Origin of the sequence: Halorubrum sp. CBA1125 (assembly GCF_009742825.1) — an archaeon.
Lineage (GTDB): Archaea > Halobacteriota > Halobacteria > Halobacteriales > Haloferacaceae > Halorubrum.
In genome coordinates this window covers 1-14,632 of sequence record NZ_WPCE01000006.1, presented here as the reverse complement: position 1 = coordinate 14,632, position 14,632 = coordinate 1, and the positions used below count along the sequence as shown (strand labels likewise).

The following is a 14,632-nucleotide window of genomic DNA, read 5'->3' as shown; positions in this document are numbered from 1 at the left end:
GAGTGCGAACCTACCGACCAAAGAATGTGTCTCGGCGTACCAACAGGAGAGTGATCACGACCGTTGGGACTGATAGGTAGATGATCAATACCCCAAATGGAATATCTATTCTCACAGCCTGAATCGCACTAGCTATCGCCGCTACGAGTGTTCCGTACCAGCCAATAGGCCTTTGTTGATAGACAAAACCCGTCAGTATACCAAGTACAATGCCTACCACACTCCATTGGAAAGCAGCGACAGTTTGGGGACTGACCCCCGTTTCAACAACTGGCCCCGATAGCTGAGATAGTGCCGCAAACAGGAACGAAAGGGCTGAGAACACCGCTAATCCGGCTACAAGACCGAGGACATCTACTGGTGGGCGTCCCTCACCTTTCTTTTCAAAAAGTATAGAAGGGCTTGTGTTTGGCATAATTCACAATTTTGATCGAGGCACTTAATCAATCACCTAGTTATACAGACCGCAACCAGATCAAAAGCTATCAGCTGGTGATTTCGCTCAGGGATAGACAGCTAACTCGAATTCGTACCAACTCCCGTCGTAGACCGCGTACATATTCGGAAACGTCGTATATTCTGTATACTCGCTGTGTTCCTGGACGTGGTCGGCGGCGTTGAGCTGCGTGAGGACTGTGTCGAGTCCGTCCGACATTGGTGGCGACTCTTCATAAAATCCCGAGACTGGGCGTCCGTCCGTTGCCGTGTCGAGTACGTCCGTCGCCTCGCTTGGGAGCGAGACCGTGGAAAAGTCGACTTCGAGAACGGTATCGCGTACGTGTCGCTCGTATTCAGATTGTGATCTCCCGATCTGCTCGGCCGTGAACGTCCGTTCGGTCACGGGGATGGCATTCTGCTCGGCTCGTGCCTGAAACAGATAGTCGTTGTGTTGCAGATACTCGAACGGCGGCGACGGGACGAGATCGCTTGCTTCGGTATCGAGGTAGTGGTGATACGTGACGCCGCGTGAACCGGGCTCCTGATCACCGACATCGATCGCCGGATCTCGATCCGCGGCGGCGGCTTCCATCGCCTGCTGGAGTATCTGCTGGTCACGATCCGACAGTGACGTGATCGGTACTGTCGCCGGATCAGCACCGTCAGGCAGTTCCGAACCCTGCAAGTCGAGATAGAATTCCCACCAGTCTCGTTCGACAGTGCGAACCGTCTCGACGTGGGTCCGGTAGTAACTATCGCCGTCCGTAGCGAACTGGGGGCGTTCCCGTTGCTCGGAGCCGAACTCGTACTCGTAGGCCAACTGGTAGTTCAGCACGGTAACCGAGCCGCTCGCAAGCAGTTCGTCGTAGACGGCACACTTGTACTCGTCAGGGTAATCGATAGCGAACTGGGCCCGGTGTCCCGCTGGATCTGTCAGTAGGAACGACTCGTACGGATCCTCTGTCGGATACGCACTCAATCGAAAGCGACTATCACCTGACGAGAGACAGCCAGCGACACTCGTGACGCCCGCTGCCCCGAGTGTCGTCAACAATGTCCGTCGAGTATATTGAGCACTCATTTGCCCCGTCCACCGATCACCGAGAAGGTTCGAAACGGTTCTGCCCCACAGAACTGGTCGAACAATAGACGATACTGACGTAGTATCACGAGTAGCCAGTTATCGCTGGGCGGGATGCTTCAAGACCCCGATAGCTCAAATCGAAACTGTGCTTTGCGTCGTGTCCGCGAAACAGGCGATAGAAGGCCTCAAATGGTTAAATATGGTTTTGATACTACGTTCGACCTAATATATGACAGCGGTAACCCGTAGACACGATGGTCACCGTCTCCGCATTCAAAGATGGATTCACCGCCCTCCGCGCGAATCCGATCCTGTTCGCCGCCGGCCTGCTCGTCGGGGCCGGCGGCCAGCTGCAATACGTCGATCACCTGATTGAATCACCACTCCTCTCGGCTGGCGTGTCGCTCGCCTGGCTGATCGTCTTCCCGTTCGTTCTCGGCGGGTTCATCGGCACTGCCCGAGCTGCGATCGACGGCACAGACGCGTCGCTGGCTCACTTTTTCACTGTAGCCCGGACTCATTACCTTCGGCTTCTCCTTGCAACTGTGGTGTTCGTGCTACTCGTGTTTGGAACCGCGATCGGATTTGGGCTCATCGGGTTCATCCTCGGTATCGGATCGATAGCGCTCACCGCGATTCACGAGATGGCTGCGTTCGCAGCAGGCGTCATCTCTCTGCTTATTTGGCTCGTGTCGATCCTCGTTGTCATTATGTTCGTGCAGTTTTACGACACGGCGATCGTCATCGAAAACGCGAGTGTTACTGATGCGTTCCGGAGAAGCGTTGGACTCGTTCGCTCGAACCTGAAAAGCGTCGCTGGATTCTCCGTGGCGTGGCTCGTCCTACTAAACGTCTTCTTCATTCCGGAATACCTGCTCCAGTTGACGATGACAGACGCTGGCCCAGCTGACGTATTACCGATCGAGCTCGGGATTCCGATCGCTGTCCTGCTCCCGATCGGGATCGCTCTTTCCGCGGTCGGCTTCGCGTACTTCTACACGGTGTACACGGCCTACTATATGCGATTAATCGCTGCCTCAACTGATACTCTGGACTCAGTATGACCATCCACCAACAATTACGTACGCTAGCTTCGAACAGCCACCGACCAGATCAGATCCCTGCGATCGCCACCCACAGAAACTAGCCAAACCCTATGTCACGGATCCTCCCGACACAAACTGACGCAACCGTCGAACGAAGCGATACCCCAGCCGTCCTGAGTCTCGACGACGACACGACGCGAGACGTGATCGAGGCATTGTCTTCCGAGACCGCCTACGAGATCTTCCAGCTGCTCAACGAGACGCCGGCGACCCCGTCGCGGATCGCTGATCAGCTCGACCAGAGCGTGCAGAACGTCCATTACCACTTGGAGAATCTCGAATCGGCTGGCGTGATCGAAGTCACGGACACCTGCTATTCGGAGAAGGGCCGGGAGATGAGCGTGTACGTCGTCTCTGAAGATCCGACGCTGCTCTTTCTCGGCACCGAGGACGACCGGCCGAGTCTCAAACGCGCGTTCAAGTCCTTCGCCTCGCTGCTCGGCCCGCCATCGATTCTGCTTGCTGCCGGCGAATCCATCTCTCAATTCGTTACTGCCGAATGAGCGAACACACCGATTCGAAGCACTTCTACCGGCGACAACACAACTACGTGTGACGTGGCACCGACGATCAAGGCCCGAGACGATGTCGATGGCTGTGGCTGTCTCGAATGCCGCAACATCGAGACAACCACCACCAATCGTACCGTCCTTGACGCGCTCGTCTGGTCAGTTCGCCTGTTTCGATCCTATCCGTCAATCCTGGCTTTTGCGGGTGTGATCATCTTGGCCAACCGGCTTCTCGAAACAGACATTATTACCGTGCTTCCGATGCCCGCAATCGGCGTAGCCGAAGTCCTGACAGCGTTCGTGTTTATTATCTCGATTCGCGCCTACGTGGGAACGATTGTCGTCAGCGAATTGACAGGAGAGTCTGTCACGATACGTAAGGGACTCCGTCGAAGCCTCGCTCGGACACCATCGTTAGTCGGCGTTATCCTTCTCATCGTGTTTTCCCTGATGACGATCCCGTTCCTCGTGTTTCTTCCACTCCTGGTTCTGGCCGGCGCGATTCCAGGGAATCCCGTGAATATGGTGGGGTTTCCCGTCGCTGCGGCGGTCGGTGGAATCGCCTTTGCCGTGCCGTTTCTGTTCCTCTTGTTCAAGTTCTGGTTCGCGCCCGAGGCGTGCGTCATCGGCCAATACGGCCCGCTCAAATCACTACGGGTTAGCTGGCACATTACGACAAACTACCGGGGAAAGTTTGTGCTTATCGGGATGATCGCTACCGGAAGTGCACTTAGCCTCTATCTGCCAACATATCTTCCCGAGATGGGGGAGAGTTTGGCCTCGTTGAACCCCGTTTTGAGCGTGATCTCAGCGAGTGTCGGTGAACTACTCTCAATCGTGTGGGCAAGCGCCTACGCGCACATCTACGTCCAAGGGATCGTGTCGTAAACTGAGGCTTGGGCCGGAGATTCAATTTCCTTGAATCGCATCGATAACGATCGCTGCGATCACGACTGGCTCTGTCGGGATCGAACTCGTATCATTGACATCCTCCTCGTGCTGAAGTGCGAGGCTTTCACCTCGAATTTTCCGTAATTGACGGGGCGGTGGACAGTTGCTGTGCTGTACTATCGGCGGTCCAAGTCAGTTCTTTCTCGTCGTTGAACTCACCGACCTTGAGGTTCGTTAGTCGGTACCACTCGTCTGCTTCGAGTGTTGGAGGGTCGGTGTTAGACCAAGAAACAAACCGTGCGGATCCGCCGTACCGGTCGGCGAGGATACCGCGTTGATGTTGCTTCGTCCACGGGTCCAGTAACTGGTCCACTTCGGCGATAACAGTCATTCGTTCACCGACATCGTCGAGTGGTTCAACCTGCCCAGCGTCGATCGTGTCGGTGTACTCGTCGATCTCGTCGAGGAATTGGGATTGCTTCTCGGCCCGCGTGAGGAAGCCGAGTGTATGTTTGGTTCGAGTGATGGCGACGTAGAACGCACGGCGTTCTTCTTCAAGGCCACCGATCTCTAATGGTTTGACAGGGGCGAGTAACTCCCTCTCCCGACGATCAGATGGGAACCCGTACGGGCCTTCAGCAGCGTGAACAAGGATGACGTGTTTTGCTTCACGGCCTTTGGCTTGGTACAGTGAGTACACGGAGACGCCGTCGTCGTTGGAGCCGTTAGGACCTCGGTACTGGTCAGATTTCCCGGTATACGGGATGTGTTGTGATTGAAGTCCGTCTTTGATTTCGCTGAGGTACGGTACGGCATCATCGTACCGGCACAACACCATGATGTCGCTTGGATCAGCGCCTGAAGCGATGTATTCACTGACTAGGTTCACAGCGTAACGTCGAACACGTCGGACGTAATCGTAGAATTGGTACCCGCGTAACACGTGAACGCGTGGTGTGTGATCGCGGTCAAGCGTTGGTTGAACGGTCTTGTCGAGCTGGTTTGAGTTGTTCTCGATAAGGTCGTTCCCTGCTTCGATGGGGGTGGGTGGTGATCGGAAGTTCGCAGTTAATTCCGTTCGGACTGGATCGCCGAAGTAAGTGCGAAAGTCGGTGAAGTAGTCGATAACCGCGCCCTGGAACGAGTAGATACTTTGCCAGTCGTCGCCGACGGCGAATAATTGCGCTGCGTTTTTACCAGTGAGCCCTTGAATGAGTTCGAGTTTTCCTTTCCCGATATCCTGAAACTCATCAACAAGTAAGTGTTCATATCGATCTTTGTACAGTTCTGGGTGCTGTTGGATAGTGTCCACCGCGTCGTGTACCATGTCCTGAAAATCGATCAGACCGTTCGTGTGAGGTACAGAACGTACTGTTGTAACAGGTGGACGCCGCAGTGCCCGAAGTGGTACTGGCGTGGGTTCTCTTCTGAGAGCTGCGCGGTGATGTCGGCTGGCTTAACGTCGAATCGCTTGGCGTTCTCGATGAAATTGACAAACCGGCTTTTGATCCATCCTTCACGCTGATCGTATTCGAACGCAGTATCGACGAGTTCTTCGAACTCTAAGCGGTCAAGTTTGACCCCGTGATGTGTGAGTCGATGGCGAAGCGCTTGTTTGAGGCGGTTGGCTTCGTGTTCGAACTCGTAGGTTCCGACGAGTGTATGGTCGGTATCGGTGAACTGTTCGCGTCCCCAGCGAATTTTTTCACGGTACTCCCCAGAACGCTGTGAGAACCACGGTGCAACCGAGCCTGACTCGTCGATCCCCCAGTGCTCAATGTAGAGGTCGTGGTTTGGGAGGTAGAAATCGGGTGTATACCCGGCTTTGTCGGCTGCAGACTCAGCCCACGATGCACGGGCTTCGTATTGATATTCGACTTGGTGTGTGAACAGGAAGTCGGCGACTAGCTTCTCCGCTCGTGATTTCACTTCAGTACCTTTCAGCGTCACGTACGTTTGTTCCAATCGTGCCTCAACGTACGCTTTCCGCGTTTCGAAATCGGATTCATCATAATACACGTCATCAAAATGGACGAGGAATTCGTAGTAGTGATTCAGAAATGCGGACGACGCATCGTTCCGGGCGTCCCGAATCTGCTGATCGATAAAATTCCGTTGTTCGTTCGGATCGATAGATTCGACGAACTCATCCTGTGTTTCTTGAATCAACCCGTACCCGAATGATTGGATGGTCTGCACGGAGACGTCGGTGATTCCGAACTGGTTTCTGAGTCGTTCTCGCATTTCGTCGGTTGCCTCGTTCGTGTAGGTGACAACGAGGATGTCATCCGGGTCAACGTCTTGTTCGCTGATTAGATACGCAACGCGTGTCGTGAGGGTGAGGGTTTTCCCGGTGCCGGCAGCAGCGATTACTTGGTTGTAGATCCCGTTGCGGATCACAGCGCGTTCCTGTTCGGCTGTTAAATCGAGCTTCTCTGGGCCGATATCAGTGAACAGTGGTTTGCAGGCTTTTCGCTGCCGGGCGACGAACTCAGGGTTGTATCCTTCTAATTGAGATTCAACGGAATCAAGGCGGTCGCGGAGGTGTTCAAACTGGGTTAGATCTGATTCCCGAAGCAGGTCGGAGTCCATCTCACCAGCGATATGACGTATCCGGGTTCGTAGTTCGTTGATGTGGTCTGTAAGTTCCTCCCGCGTCGGGTCAGTAAGGTACTGCTCGTATTCGATGAATGGAGTAGCAGTATCAAGGAGGCGCGTCCACTGGTCCTGTAGCGTTTCGAATTGGTCGTCAAACCACTCGGTGTGCTCAACGATATCTCGGCTTTGTTCAATGGAATGTTCGAAGGCAGTGCGTGCAGTAGCGAGAACCTGTTTTTCACTGCGTTGGAGAAACGCGGCCGCAGGGTGACTTAATAAGTGGTTGATTATGGTAACGAGTTCACGTTCGGTAGTGATCGCTGAGCGGACAGCAGACAGGTACTCTGCTCGATCGTCATAATTGATAGAATTGGGTGAGGAGAACGGGTATTGTTCTGGAGTATTTGCTGGGAAGAATTCGTATAGGTGGCCTGAAGAGACTTCAGCAGAGGACGCAGCATCAATATCAAGTCGTGTTATCGCAGCATCACAAATATGTCGAACGTTCTGGTGTTGCGTTACGACTGTTTCCCGAGTTCGTCGAAGTATCGATGGATCGGCGTCGGTTGGGGCAAAAAAGTATTCCCAGACAGTACTTGGGAGTAACCGTTGGAGGATCCCAGTTGATTCACGGGAAATATATGATTCAATGTCTTCGAATGTCTTCCAGTCTGGGTCTTCAACGGAGATATCCGGTACGTTTGGAGTATCCGGGCCGATCACGATCAAGATACAATTCCAAGTCGTTGGCTCAATAAAACTTATCCTCATCTGACAGTAGATGCCGCACCATTCATCTAGGGTTTGGTTCATCCGTACACCGATGAACGGTCCTCACGCCCGCTGGTGCAACGCTGCTCACAAACGAGGATTGAGGCCCTGTTGGTCCCTTTGCTGAGAGCCATAACGAGTGGGTAGCGTGGGGGGCAATAGATGCTCTCCCGAAGTCCTAGCTTCTCTAGTTCGTTGAACGTGCTGTGATGTTGGTTCGTCGTGCAGCAGCTCGATGTGCCGTACGACCTGACACAGTCGTGCTACCGCGATGACGACCCGGCCTACGGAACGTGTGACGCGTGTGTGTTCCGGAAGAGTCACGCGACACGATCACGTATCAGTAGGATGGTGGCCGGCAGGCTGTTCACAGTATGTCTGCTGATTGGAATCGAAGATAGCCGAATCCGAGTGATAGAATGAGCCAAGCCGTGAGTATGGCGAACCCGGTCCATTTCGGGGGGTGGAACGTGGCTGATACTGGGTATGACATTAGTTCGTCAAACGTGGGGATTATCGCCCGTGTTGCGTAGCCGACTGCTGCTGTTGGGTTGAGAGCGTGGACGACGATCAGCCAGGGAGGGGCACCGGATTCTGGGGGAATGTAGCCGACGGTGATTGTCTGTAGAATTGCTGTTACGACATCCCATCCCAACTGAAACAGGGCGTAGAGGCCCGCTGCACCGATAAACGCCGTATGTTGAGACTTCATCACCGACGAGAACCCGATGCCGATTGCGACGTAGACTGCACCATAGAAGATTGTCAGTACGGTGTAGAGGAGGAACTTGATGGCGGCGAATGATTCGTAGGTTGCCAGTGCGAAGACGCCAACGGCCGAATAGCCGCTGAGGATTGCGAAAGTCAATACGGCGCACCGACCGATGAACTTTCCGAGAACGACATCCCAGCGGGAGTTCGGCAGGCTGAGCAGGAACATGATGCTCCCGCTGTCGCGCTCTCCAGCGATGGCCCCGTAGGAGAGTCCCAATCCCAGCAGCGGGACAAAGAAGGCCATTGGCTGGCCCATACTATTGAGCAGTGCTAGGGTACTGGTCGGGACATCGCTATTGGAATACATCTGAGGGACGTGCTGGATCGCCGCCCAAAACCCGGAGACGAGGACGAATAACAGCGTGGTGGCGAGGAATGATCCTGAACGGATTGAGTCGTTGAAGTCTTTCCAAACGACCGCGTGGAGGGACATTTGTTGGATAATTGACCAGGGCTGTCAATAAATCTTGAGAGTTGGAGAGGTCGTGTTCAGATAAGCTGATTCCATGCGAAAGCGAACGATCTCAACCACTCGTTGGCAGTTTCTGCTTCGGCGTTGCTGAAACAGTTTGAGAAACAGATAGTTCTGCGTTTTACCTCACGAAAGATACGTTCGACGCTGTTCCGATTTCCATGTCGTTCGTTTCTGAGATCGAGGCCATGTTTTTCACAGGCTCGGTGAAGTGGAACCGCACCATCAACGAGACAGATCGCGTCATCCACATCGTGTGTGTCGCGGAGTTCCGCGACAAACTGATCTGCGATCACGTTCGTTCTTGTCGGTTCAAGCTTTGTGTGGGGAAAATTGTTCGAGTCAGGATCGACGGCGGCGTACAGCCAATATTGTTCATCGTCAAGCTGAATCACCGTTTCATCGACCGCAACGTGATTCGGGATCCGACCAAATTCCGGCTGTAAATTGGCCTTGTGAACCCAGTTATGAACAGTGGATCGAACCCGATCAACACCGAATACCTCAAGAAACGAGACAGTATTCGAAAGCGATACTCCAGACAAATGAAGCTGAATCCTGAGCTTCATCAACAGTCGCGGTGTTGCTTCTCGCTCCACAAACTCTAAGTTGATCTCGTCTAAACAGCCGCAGAGGCGGTCGTTTTCGGGCATAGATCACTTTGAGAACGCACCGCCTCACCTTTCAATCCTTATCTGAACACCGCCCCATCTCCCAGGCAAAGTTTTATATCGTCTGTAAAGCAGGCTTTACTGTAAAGTATGTTTGACACCGTAGTACCCGAAACGGACGATCCAGGACGCGCCCGCCGTCTGTACTACCGGAGCGTGTACGCCATCGTGACGGTAGCGATCATTGGATTACTCGCCGGGATGGCCACAGGGCGGGAACTCATCGGAACGAGTATCTACTGTGTTGGTGTGTGGCTTGGCGGCGGAATATCATTTCTCGCTCCGAAGCTGACCGACGTACCGCTCCAAGACGAGCGCGATACGGATCTCTACAACCGTGCTAGCGGGTTGACGCTGGGTGTCCTGTTCGTGGGCGGACTTTCAATCATCCCGGTGATCTACGTGCTTGAAGCTGCAGGACGCATCGAAGCGCCGCCGGAAGTGACTGGCGCGATATTCCTCGCTTCGGGACTCTTTTTGTTGTGGGGTGTCGCCTACGGGATCGTCAAGCGACGATAACAATAATGGAGAATAACCTTCCACGACGACGCGAGGCGGCAGGACTCAGCCAGAGTGAGTTGGCCGAGGCAGTCGGCGTCACCCGACAGACGATCAACGCTATCGAGCGCGAGCGCTACGACCCATCGCTGGAGTTAGCCTTCAAGCTCGCAGCCCACTTCGAGTGCCACATCGAGGACATCTTCCAGCCCGAAGACGGTGGATCGGCGTGAGATTCAGGTAACTGTGTTGACAAACCGCACATCCAGATCTCTAATTCGGAGGGTATTCTTGCGGCTCGGTCGAGAATCGTTGTATACGCATCTTTCAGCGACCAACTGTTTCAGACGAGTGAGGATGTCGATCTCTGATCGGAAGCTGATTCCTGTCGTTATGATGAGAGACATAAAAGAATAATATTGTGCTCCTGATCGGACCATACAGATGCCCTCCATCTTTGACAGTCCAGCCATCCGTTATGGGATGAGCCTCGTTAGTGCCGCGGTTATCGCTATCATCGCCTTCGTCCTCCTTGAGGGTACGATCCGCTGGGTCGCACTCGGGATTGCTGCCCTCGAAGTGATCGTCACTCCACAGATACTGAAACACGCGGAGAAGTGATCTCTGAACGGTAACTGAACCATCAGCACCAATACCTCTCCCGACAAACATCCGGTTTACCGATGGTTTCTGATTTCGTTCTCACGGCTGGCTTCCTCGTCTGTGGAGCGTTCACCGTCGTACTGGGTCTCGTTCACTTCGCTATGCCGTGGCTGCTGGACTTCGACGGCGCCATCCCGGTCGACGGGGACCCGTTACGTCCGCTCGAGCTGCGCGTCGTCACATACCAGACGAAGCGGTCGGATCTCCGCGGTATTGCCCAGATCATGAATCACGCCGTCAGCTATACCCTCGTCTCGATTGGGATCGTCGATTTACTCGCGTCGCGCTGGCTTGCGGCGTGGTTCGCGCCGTACCTGCTCGCGTGGATCGCCGGGTGGTGGTTCCTCCGTGCGGCAACCCAGCGTCATATGGGGTCGCGGACGGGCGATCGGCTGGTCGCAGCCGGGTTCGCACTCCTCGGACTGTTCCACCTCGCGGTCGCTTTGAGTTAGAGAAACCGGTCGCTGACGTCTTCGTCGGGAATCATACACCGATCCTTGCGCCCGAACCAGTCGTAGCGGTTGTTGGCGACGACGTCGTACAGGTAATCGCGGAGACGGGTCGGGAGGAGGCGACCGATGCGTGCCACCCGGTAGGGCCAGCCGAGCAGTTCCGCAACTCGGATCGCGGCGTCTGACTTCGTATACAGTCGGTCGCCTTCGAGGACCACGAACGAGTCGAAGTCCTCCGTTGGAAGGTCGTGTCTGGTCAGGAGTTCGTGGCCCGCCTCCGACTGGAGCGGGGCGAACTGGAGTCGGCCCTCCGGATCGCGGGGGATCAGAAACGCAACGAGGCCGTTACAGAGATTGCAGACGCCGTCGAACAGTACGACTGGCCCTTCCGGCGCGGAATCCGTTTCGCTGTCTGTTTCAGCGGTCATCCTGGGCTTCCTTCCGTAGTCGTTGGCTCCGAGACGCGACGACGTCCAACCCGGGGCTGTAGTAGTACACCGGGTCCGCGTCCGGGCGAGCGAAGCCGTCGGCCCGTACCAGCGTGTCGGTTTCAACGGTCGCGTCGGCCGGATAGAGAGTCCACGTGTCGTGATCGACGTCGGTGTAGCGGACGGAACCGTCGGGCGCTTCGGTGTAGAAGCGATAGCGCTCGACGAGGAACTCCGCCAGCGGGTCTGCAAGCGCGTCGAACGGCTCGCCGGTCGGCCAGTAGGTGGCCTCATATCGCCCGGGACGGGCCCCGGGATGGCATCGGCAGCTCTCGAACCGAACGCACCCGTCGGCCACCGCCAACGAGATACGGGCGTAATAGTACGGGAGATGGTGGAACAGGCGGGCGCCCGTGACGCCGGCGAGCCCCTGCGCGTCAAGGCTGAAGAAGTAGACGCTCGGGACGCCGTCACGAGTGACGTACGTCCGGACGTTGATCTCTGGGAGCCGCACGCCCAGCGGTCGGGGGAGTCCTTTCGGCCGGACAGCGACGTTCGTGAACGGAATCACGGAGAGCCACGCGTTCCCGTCGTGACGGTCCGCGCTGAGCGACTCGGGGAGATGGGCGTCCATCACCTCCGGGTCGACCGGCCAACTCTCGAACAGCAGCTGTCGCCAGCCCATCTCCAGCGGGACGACCATACAGGATATTCACGCACACCGGCGAAAAAGCCTCTCACTTGCCACTCCGCGGTAACGAGGTCACAGAACGGTTCACACACCCCGCAATTGATCCCGCAGAGACACTCAAACGCGGCTGTGAGTCACCGGGACCGTTATAGCCACTCCGTCGAACGGTCGCACATGGCCCTCCACCTCGGTCAGACGGTACGCGACGGCATCGGACGGGTACTCACCCGAACCGGCGGCGTGTTGATAGCGGCGCTCGTTGCGATCCAGTTGCTGATCCAGGCGTCGATCAACACGGCCGTCGTCGGCTTCTTCCCGCCCGGACCGGCCGGTGAACTAGAAGCGTACCTCGGCGTGACGCTCCCCGTCTCGGGGAGGGTTGCGGGCGGTCTCCTCGCCGCGGGCGTCGTGCTCGCTTCCGCGTACGTCGTCGCGGTCTCCCGGGCGCTCACGCGCCCGCGGCGGGAGCTCGCGACGTTCCCCTCTGAACTGTACACGCGGCGGATCGGTCGATCGACGCTCACGACCCTGGTCGGCGGGATCGTCGTCGGGATCGCGGTCACGATCGGGACCGCCCTGTTCTTTTTCCCCGGCGTGTTCCTCAGCACCTGTTTCATCTTTTTCATGTTCGCCGTCGGCGTCGAAGACCGGGGCGTCGTCGGGGCGCTCAAGCGGAGCTGGGCGCTCTCGCGGGGGAACCGGCTCCGGCTCGCCCTGATCGTCGTCGTGGCCGCGGTCTTCGGGCTCGTCCTCGGCGTGGTCGGGAGCGTGTTCGACATCGCCAACGAGCCGCTCGTCGCGGAGCTCGTCACCAACACCCTCGGGAGCGTGCTGTTCGTGTTCCTCTACGGCGTGACCGCGGAGGCGTACCTCCGGGTTCGTGACGACGGGGGGGACGGCGAAAGCGGGCCCGTAACCGTCGACTCCACCGATTCGGCGACGGCCTCGGCCGAGAGCATGGACCGGCTCTAACCGCGCGGCGGACTCCCCACGTAGCGCGGTTCCGTTTCGCGGATCCGTTCGTGTGATCCGTCGAATCGGCTGCTGGACAGCCGGAGAGATCCGAGAAGCGGTGGTCACAGCGTAATGACGTGATCGACACCCACCTCTCCGAGCGCGTCATAGAGGTCCGGGAAACAACCGACAGTGACTCCTTCGACCGTATTCGTCGGCTCGTAGTGATCGCGGCCGTGCTCGTCGGTTCGGTCGAACTCCGCGAGTCCACGTCGACTCGCACACTGGTCGCACAGCATGAGGAGGATCCCCTGTTCGCTCGCGACGCTCGCGAGCCGCCGACCGAGCGGGTCGTCCTCGCGGAGGGCAAACGTGTTGTCGTGGAAGAAGAACATCCCGACCACGTCGACGCCGTGCGTACCGGCCTCTAGCTGCGGGAGGATCATGTCCCCGAGCACGTAATCGATGGTCTGACCCGCCGTCGCGAAGACGTAGGCGACTTTCATGGGCGGACCACGACCACGGAGATTATCGTCGCTCGGGCTTCGGCAGGAATCCCCGACGTCGATGACGACCCGCCGTGCTCCGTACCGTTCGAACGACCGCGACCCCGCACCGCTCAAACGACCACGGATCCGAACGGGTGCGCCGGCGAGTCGGCCGTCCAGACCGTCCCGGCGGTGACGCTGACGACCGAGACCGCGTCGTCGTCGTAGTGAGAGACCACGAGCCGGTCACCGGCGGTCGTCGCCGAGAGTCCCGGCGCGGTCGTCGATATCACCTCGCCGTCGAGCGACCGAATACGAGCGTCGCCCGCGTCGAGTACCCACCAGCGCTCGTCGAGACGGCACAGGTCGACCGGCCGGACGAACCCGTCGTGGACTGTCCGGAGCGTCAGGTCGAGATCGAACTCGCTGACGGTCCCGTCCTCTCGACCCGGGACGAACACGCGACCATCGGCCACGACGAGGTCGTACGGATCTGCGCCGACCTCCGCGGTACCGACGATCGGCGTGGCGTCGGGGTCGACCGCGGATCCGGGGTTCGGAACGGTCACGGTGCCGGTCGATTCGTCCGTCTTGAAGGCCACGACCCGTTCGCCACGCTGGTCGACCGCGTACCCGCGCTCCGCTTCCGGGGAGAGTGCGACTCCTTGCACCCTGGCTCCCGCACCGATGTCGACGGCAGCGACGCGTTCACGCGTCTCGACCTCGATCACGTCGACGACGCCGTCGCGCCGACTCCCGGCGTACAGCCAGCGTCCGTTCGCCGAGACCGCCATCTCGTGAGGCTCCGCCCCGACGCCGATCCTGTCGACGAGCGTCCGTTCGTCCGGTTCGATAACGGCCAGTACGTCTCCGGCCGAACAGGAGACGAACAGTTTCCCGTCCGCCATCGCGAAGTGAGACGGACCGAGCACTCCCGTTTCGATCCGCGAGACGGTTCCATCGGGGCCGACCACGCTGACGGCCCGGTCGCCCATCGTGGCGACGAACGTCTGTCCGCGAACTGTCGTCGCGTGGACCGGGTGGCTACCGACGGGGATCTCGCCGAGCGGCTCGCCGGTGTCGAGCGCGAAGAGTGCGAGCGCGTCCGCCCCCTCGCAGGCGACGGCGGCGACCGCGTCGCGGC

19 protein-coding genes are annotated in these 14,632 nt (G+C 57.5%); 9 read left to right on the top strand and 10 right to left on the bottom strand.

Annotation, left to right across the window (positions count from 1 at the left end; genetic code table 11):
- Positions 1-10 precede the first annotated feature (10 nt).
- On the bottom strand, positions 11-415 hold the full coding sequence (locus GJ633_RS01610; RefSeq protein WP_156586608.1) for a hypothetical protein: 405 nt from the start codon (positions 413-415) through the stop codon (positions 11-13).
- Positions 416-502: 87 nt separating this feature from the next.
- Positions 503-1,417, bottom strand: a complete 915-nt coding sequence (locus GJ633_RS01605; RefSeq protein WP_197431176.1) for a hypothetical protein — start codon at positions 1,415-1,417, stop codon at positions 503-505.
- A 359-nt stretch (positions 1,418-1,776) separates the two neighbouring features.
- Here GJ633_RS01605 and GJ633_RS01600 point away from each other — a divergent pair, with 359 nt between their 5' ends.
- The 3 genes from GJ633_RS01600 (at position 1,777) to GJ633_RS01590 (ending at position 4,025) form a co-directional block, all read left to right on the top strand.
- Entirely contained in the window at positions 1,777-2,586 is an 810-nt protein-coding gene (locus GJ633_RS01600) for a hypothetical protein (RefSeq protein WP_156586604.1), read from the top strand.
- A gap of 92 nt (positions 2,587-2,678) precedes the next feature.
- Positions 2,679-3,131, top strand: a complete 453-nt coding sequence (locus GJ633_RS01595; RefSeq protein ID WP_156586602.1) for a helix-turn-helix domain-containing protein — start codon at positions 2,679-2,681, stop codon at positions 3,129-3,131.
- A 54-nt stretch (positions 3,132-3,185) separates the two neighbouring features.
- Complete coding sequence (locus GJ633_RS01590) at positions 3,186-4,025, top strand: hypothetical protein (protein ID WP_321168854.1); 840 nt, start codon at positions 3,186-3,188, stop codon at positions 4,023-4,025.
- 127 nt (positions 4,026-4,152) lie between these two features.
- On the opposite strand, the gene GJ633_RS18060 is transcribed toward GJ633_RS01590, so the two are convergent.
- Together GJ633_RS18060 and GJ633_RS18055 are read right to left on the bottom strand one after the other, a co-directional pair.
- Entirely contained in the window at positions 4,153-5,355 is a 1,203-nt protein-coding gene (locus GJ633_RS18060; RefSeq protein ID WP_156586600.1) for a 3'-5' exonuclease, read from the bottom strand.
- A gap of 14 nt (positions 5,356-5,369) precedes the next feature.
- Complete coding sequence (locus GJ633_RS18055) at positions 5,370-7,349, bottom strand: UvrD-helicase domain-containing protein (RefSeq protein WP_321168858.1); 1,980 nt, start codon at positions 7,347-7,349, stop codon at positions 5,370-5,372.
- A gap of 270 nt (positions 7,350-7,619) precedes the next feature.
- Between GJ633_RS18055 and GJ633_RS01575 the strand changes: the two genes are divergently transcribed.
- Positions 7,620-7,820, top strand: a complete 201-nt coding sequence (locus GJ633_RS01575) for a 7-cyano-7-deazaguanine synthase (protein ID WP_321168853.1) — start codon at positions 7,620-7,622, stop codon at positions 7,818-7,820.
- Here the strand turns inward: GJ633_RS01575 and GJ633_RS01570 are convergent.
- Both GJ633_RS01570 and GJ633_RS01565 read right to left on the bottom strand, forming a co-directional pair.
- On the bottom strand, positions 7,765-8,604 hold the full coding sequence (locus GJ633_RS01570) for an ABC transporter permease (protein WP_156586596.1): 840 nt from the start codon (positions 8,602-8,604) through the stop codon (positions 7,765-7,767). The two genes, GJ633_RS01575 and GJ633_RS01570, sit on opposite strands and share 56 nt — an antisense overlap.
- A 56-nt stretch (positions 8,605-8,660) precedes the next feature.
- A complete protein-coding gene (locus GJ633_RS01565) occupies positions 8,661-9,296 on the bottom strand; it encodes an IS6 family transposase (RefSeq protein WP_156586594.1) in 636 nt (211 codons plus the stop codon).
- Positions 9,297-9,404: 108 nt separating this feature from the next.
- On the opposite strand from GJ633_RS01565, the gene GJ633_RS01560 reads away from it, so the two are divergent.
- From GJ633_RS01560 to GJ633_RS01550, 4 genes are all read left to right on the top strand, one after another.
- A complete protein-coding gene (locus tag GJ633_RS01560; RefSeq protein ID WP_156586592.1) occupies positions 9,405-9,833 on the top strand; it encodes a DUF2178 domain-containing protein in 429 nt (142 codons plus the stop codon).
- A 5-nt stretch (positions 9,834-9,838) separates the two neighbouring features.
- A complete protein-coding gene (locus GJ633_RS01555; protein ID WP_156586590.1) occupies positions 9,839-10,045 on the top strand; it encodes a helix-turn-helix transcriptional regulator in 207 nt (68 codons plus the stop codon).
- A gap of 250 nt (positions 10,046-10,295) precedes the next feature.
- Entirely contained in the window at positions 10,296-10,433 is a 138-nt protein-coding gene (locus tag GJ633_RS16895; protein ID WP_197431184.1) for a hypothetical protein, read from the top strand.
- Between the two features lie 62 nt (positions 10,434-10,495).
- On the top strand, positions 10,496-10,927 hold the full coding sequence (locus GJ633_RS01550) for a hypothetical protein (RefSeq protein ID WP_156586588.1): 432 nt from the start codon (positions 10,496-10,498) through the stop codon (positions 10,925-10,927).
- Here the strand turns inward: GJ633_RS01550 and GJ633_RS01545 are convergent.
- Both GJ633_RS01545 and GJ633_RS01540 read right to left on the bottom strand, forming a co-directional pair.
- The gene (locus GJ633_RS01545) at positions 10,924-11,355 is read right to left on the bottom strand and encodes a thiol-disulfide oxidoreductase DCC family protein (protein ID WP_156586586.1); all 432 of its coding nucleotides are present in this window, start codon (positions 11,353-11,355) and stop codon (positions 10,924-10,926) included. The two genes, GJ633_RS01550 and GJ633_RS01545, sit on opposite strands and share 4 nt — an antisense overlap.
- Positions 11,345-12,058, bottom strand: a complete 714-nt coding sequence (locus tag GJ633_RS01540; protein ID WP_156586584.1) for a YqjF family protein — start codon at positions 12,056-12,058, stop codon at positions 11,345-11,347. The genes GJ633_RS01545 and GJ633_RS01540 overlap by 11 nt, the downstream gene beginning before the upstream one ends.
- 162 nt (positions 12,059-12,220) lie before the next feature.
- Between GJ633_RS01540 and GJ633_RS01535 the strand changes: the two genes are divergently transcribed.
- Complete coding sequence (locus GJ633_RS01535) at positions 12,221-13,018, top strand: hypothetical protein (protein WP_156586582.1); 798 nt, start codon at positions 12,221-12,223, stop codon at positions 13,016-13,018.
- Between the two features lie 104 nt (positions 13,019-13,122).
- Here the strand turns inward: GJ633_RS01535 and GJ633_RS01530 are convergent, their stop codons facing one another.
- Positions 13,123-13,506, bottom strand: coding sequence for a SaoD/DsrE family protein (locus GJ633_RS01530; protein ID WP_156586580.1), 384 nt, complete (start codon positions 13,504-13,506; stop codon positions 13,123-13,125).
- A 113-nt stretch (positions 13,507-13,619) separates the two neighbouring features.
- Positions 13,620-14,632 (bottom strand): YncE family protein (locus GJ633_RS16890; RefSeq protein WP_197431174.1); only part of this gene is annotated, 1,013 nt, incomplete at its 5' end.

Coding starts and splice junctions, on each gene's coding strand:
- GJ633_RS01610 (WP_156586608.1), bottom strand. CDS start 415: ATGCCAAACACAAGCCCTTCTATACTTTTTGAAAAGAAAGGTGAGGGA.
- GJ633_RS01600 (WP_156586604.1), top strand. CDS start 1,777: ATGGTCACCGTCTCCGCATTCAAAGATGGATTCACCGCCCTCCGCGCG.
- GJ633_RS01595 (WP_156586602.1), top strand. CDS start 2,679: ATGTCACGGATCCTCCCGACACAAACTGACGCAACCGTCGAACGAAGC.
- GJ633_RS18060 (WP_156586600.1), bottom strand. CDS start 5,355: ATGGTACACGACGCGGTGGACACTATCCAACAGCACCCAGAACTGTAC.
- GJ633_RS01570 (WP_156586596.1), bottom strand. CDS start 8,604: ATGTCCCTCCACGCGGTCGTTTGGAAAGACTTCAACGACTCAATCCGT.
- GJ633_RS01565 (WP_156586594.1), bottom strand. CDS start 9,296: ATGCCCGAAAACGACCGCCTCTGCGGCTGTTTAGACGAGATCAACTTA.
- GJ633_RS01560 (WP_156586592.1), top strand. CDS start 9,405: ATGTTTGACACCGTAGTACCCGAAACGGACGATCCAGGACGCGCCCGC.
- GJ633_RS01555 (WP_156586590.1), top strand. CDS start 9,839: ATGGAGAATAACCTTCCACGACGACGCGAGGCGGCAGGACTCAGCCAG.
- GJ633_RS16895 (WP_197431184.1), top strand. CDS start 10,296: ATGAGCCTCGTTAGTGCCGCGGTTATCGCTATCATCGCCTTCGTCCTC.
- GJ633_RS01550 (WP_156586588.1), top strand. CDS start 10,496: ATGGTTTCTGATTTCGTTCTCACGGCTGGCTTCCTCGTCTGTGGAGCG.
- GJ633_RS01545 (WP_156586586.1), bottom strand. CDS start 11,355: ATGACCGCTGAAACAGACAGCGAAACGGATTCCGCGCCGGAAGGGCCA.
- GJ633_RS01540 (WP_156586584.1), bottom strand. CDS start 12,058: ATGGTCGTCCCGCTGGAGATGGGCTGGCGACAGCTGCTGTTCGAGAGT.
- GJ633_RS01535 (WP_156586582.1), top strand. CDS start 12,221: ATGGCCCTCCACCTCGGTCAGACGGTACGCGACGGCATCGGACGGGTA.
- GJ633_RS01530 (WP_156586580.1), bottom strand. CDS start 13,506: ATGAAAGTCGCCTACGTCTTCGCGACGGCGGGTCAGACCATCGATTAC.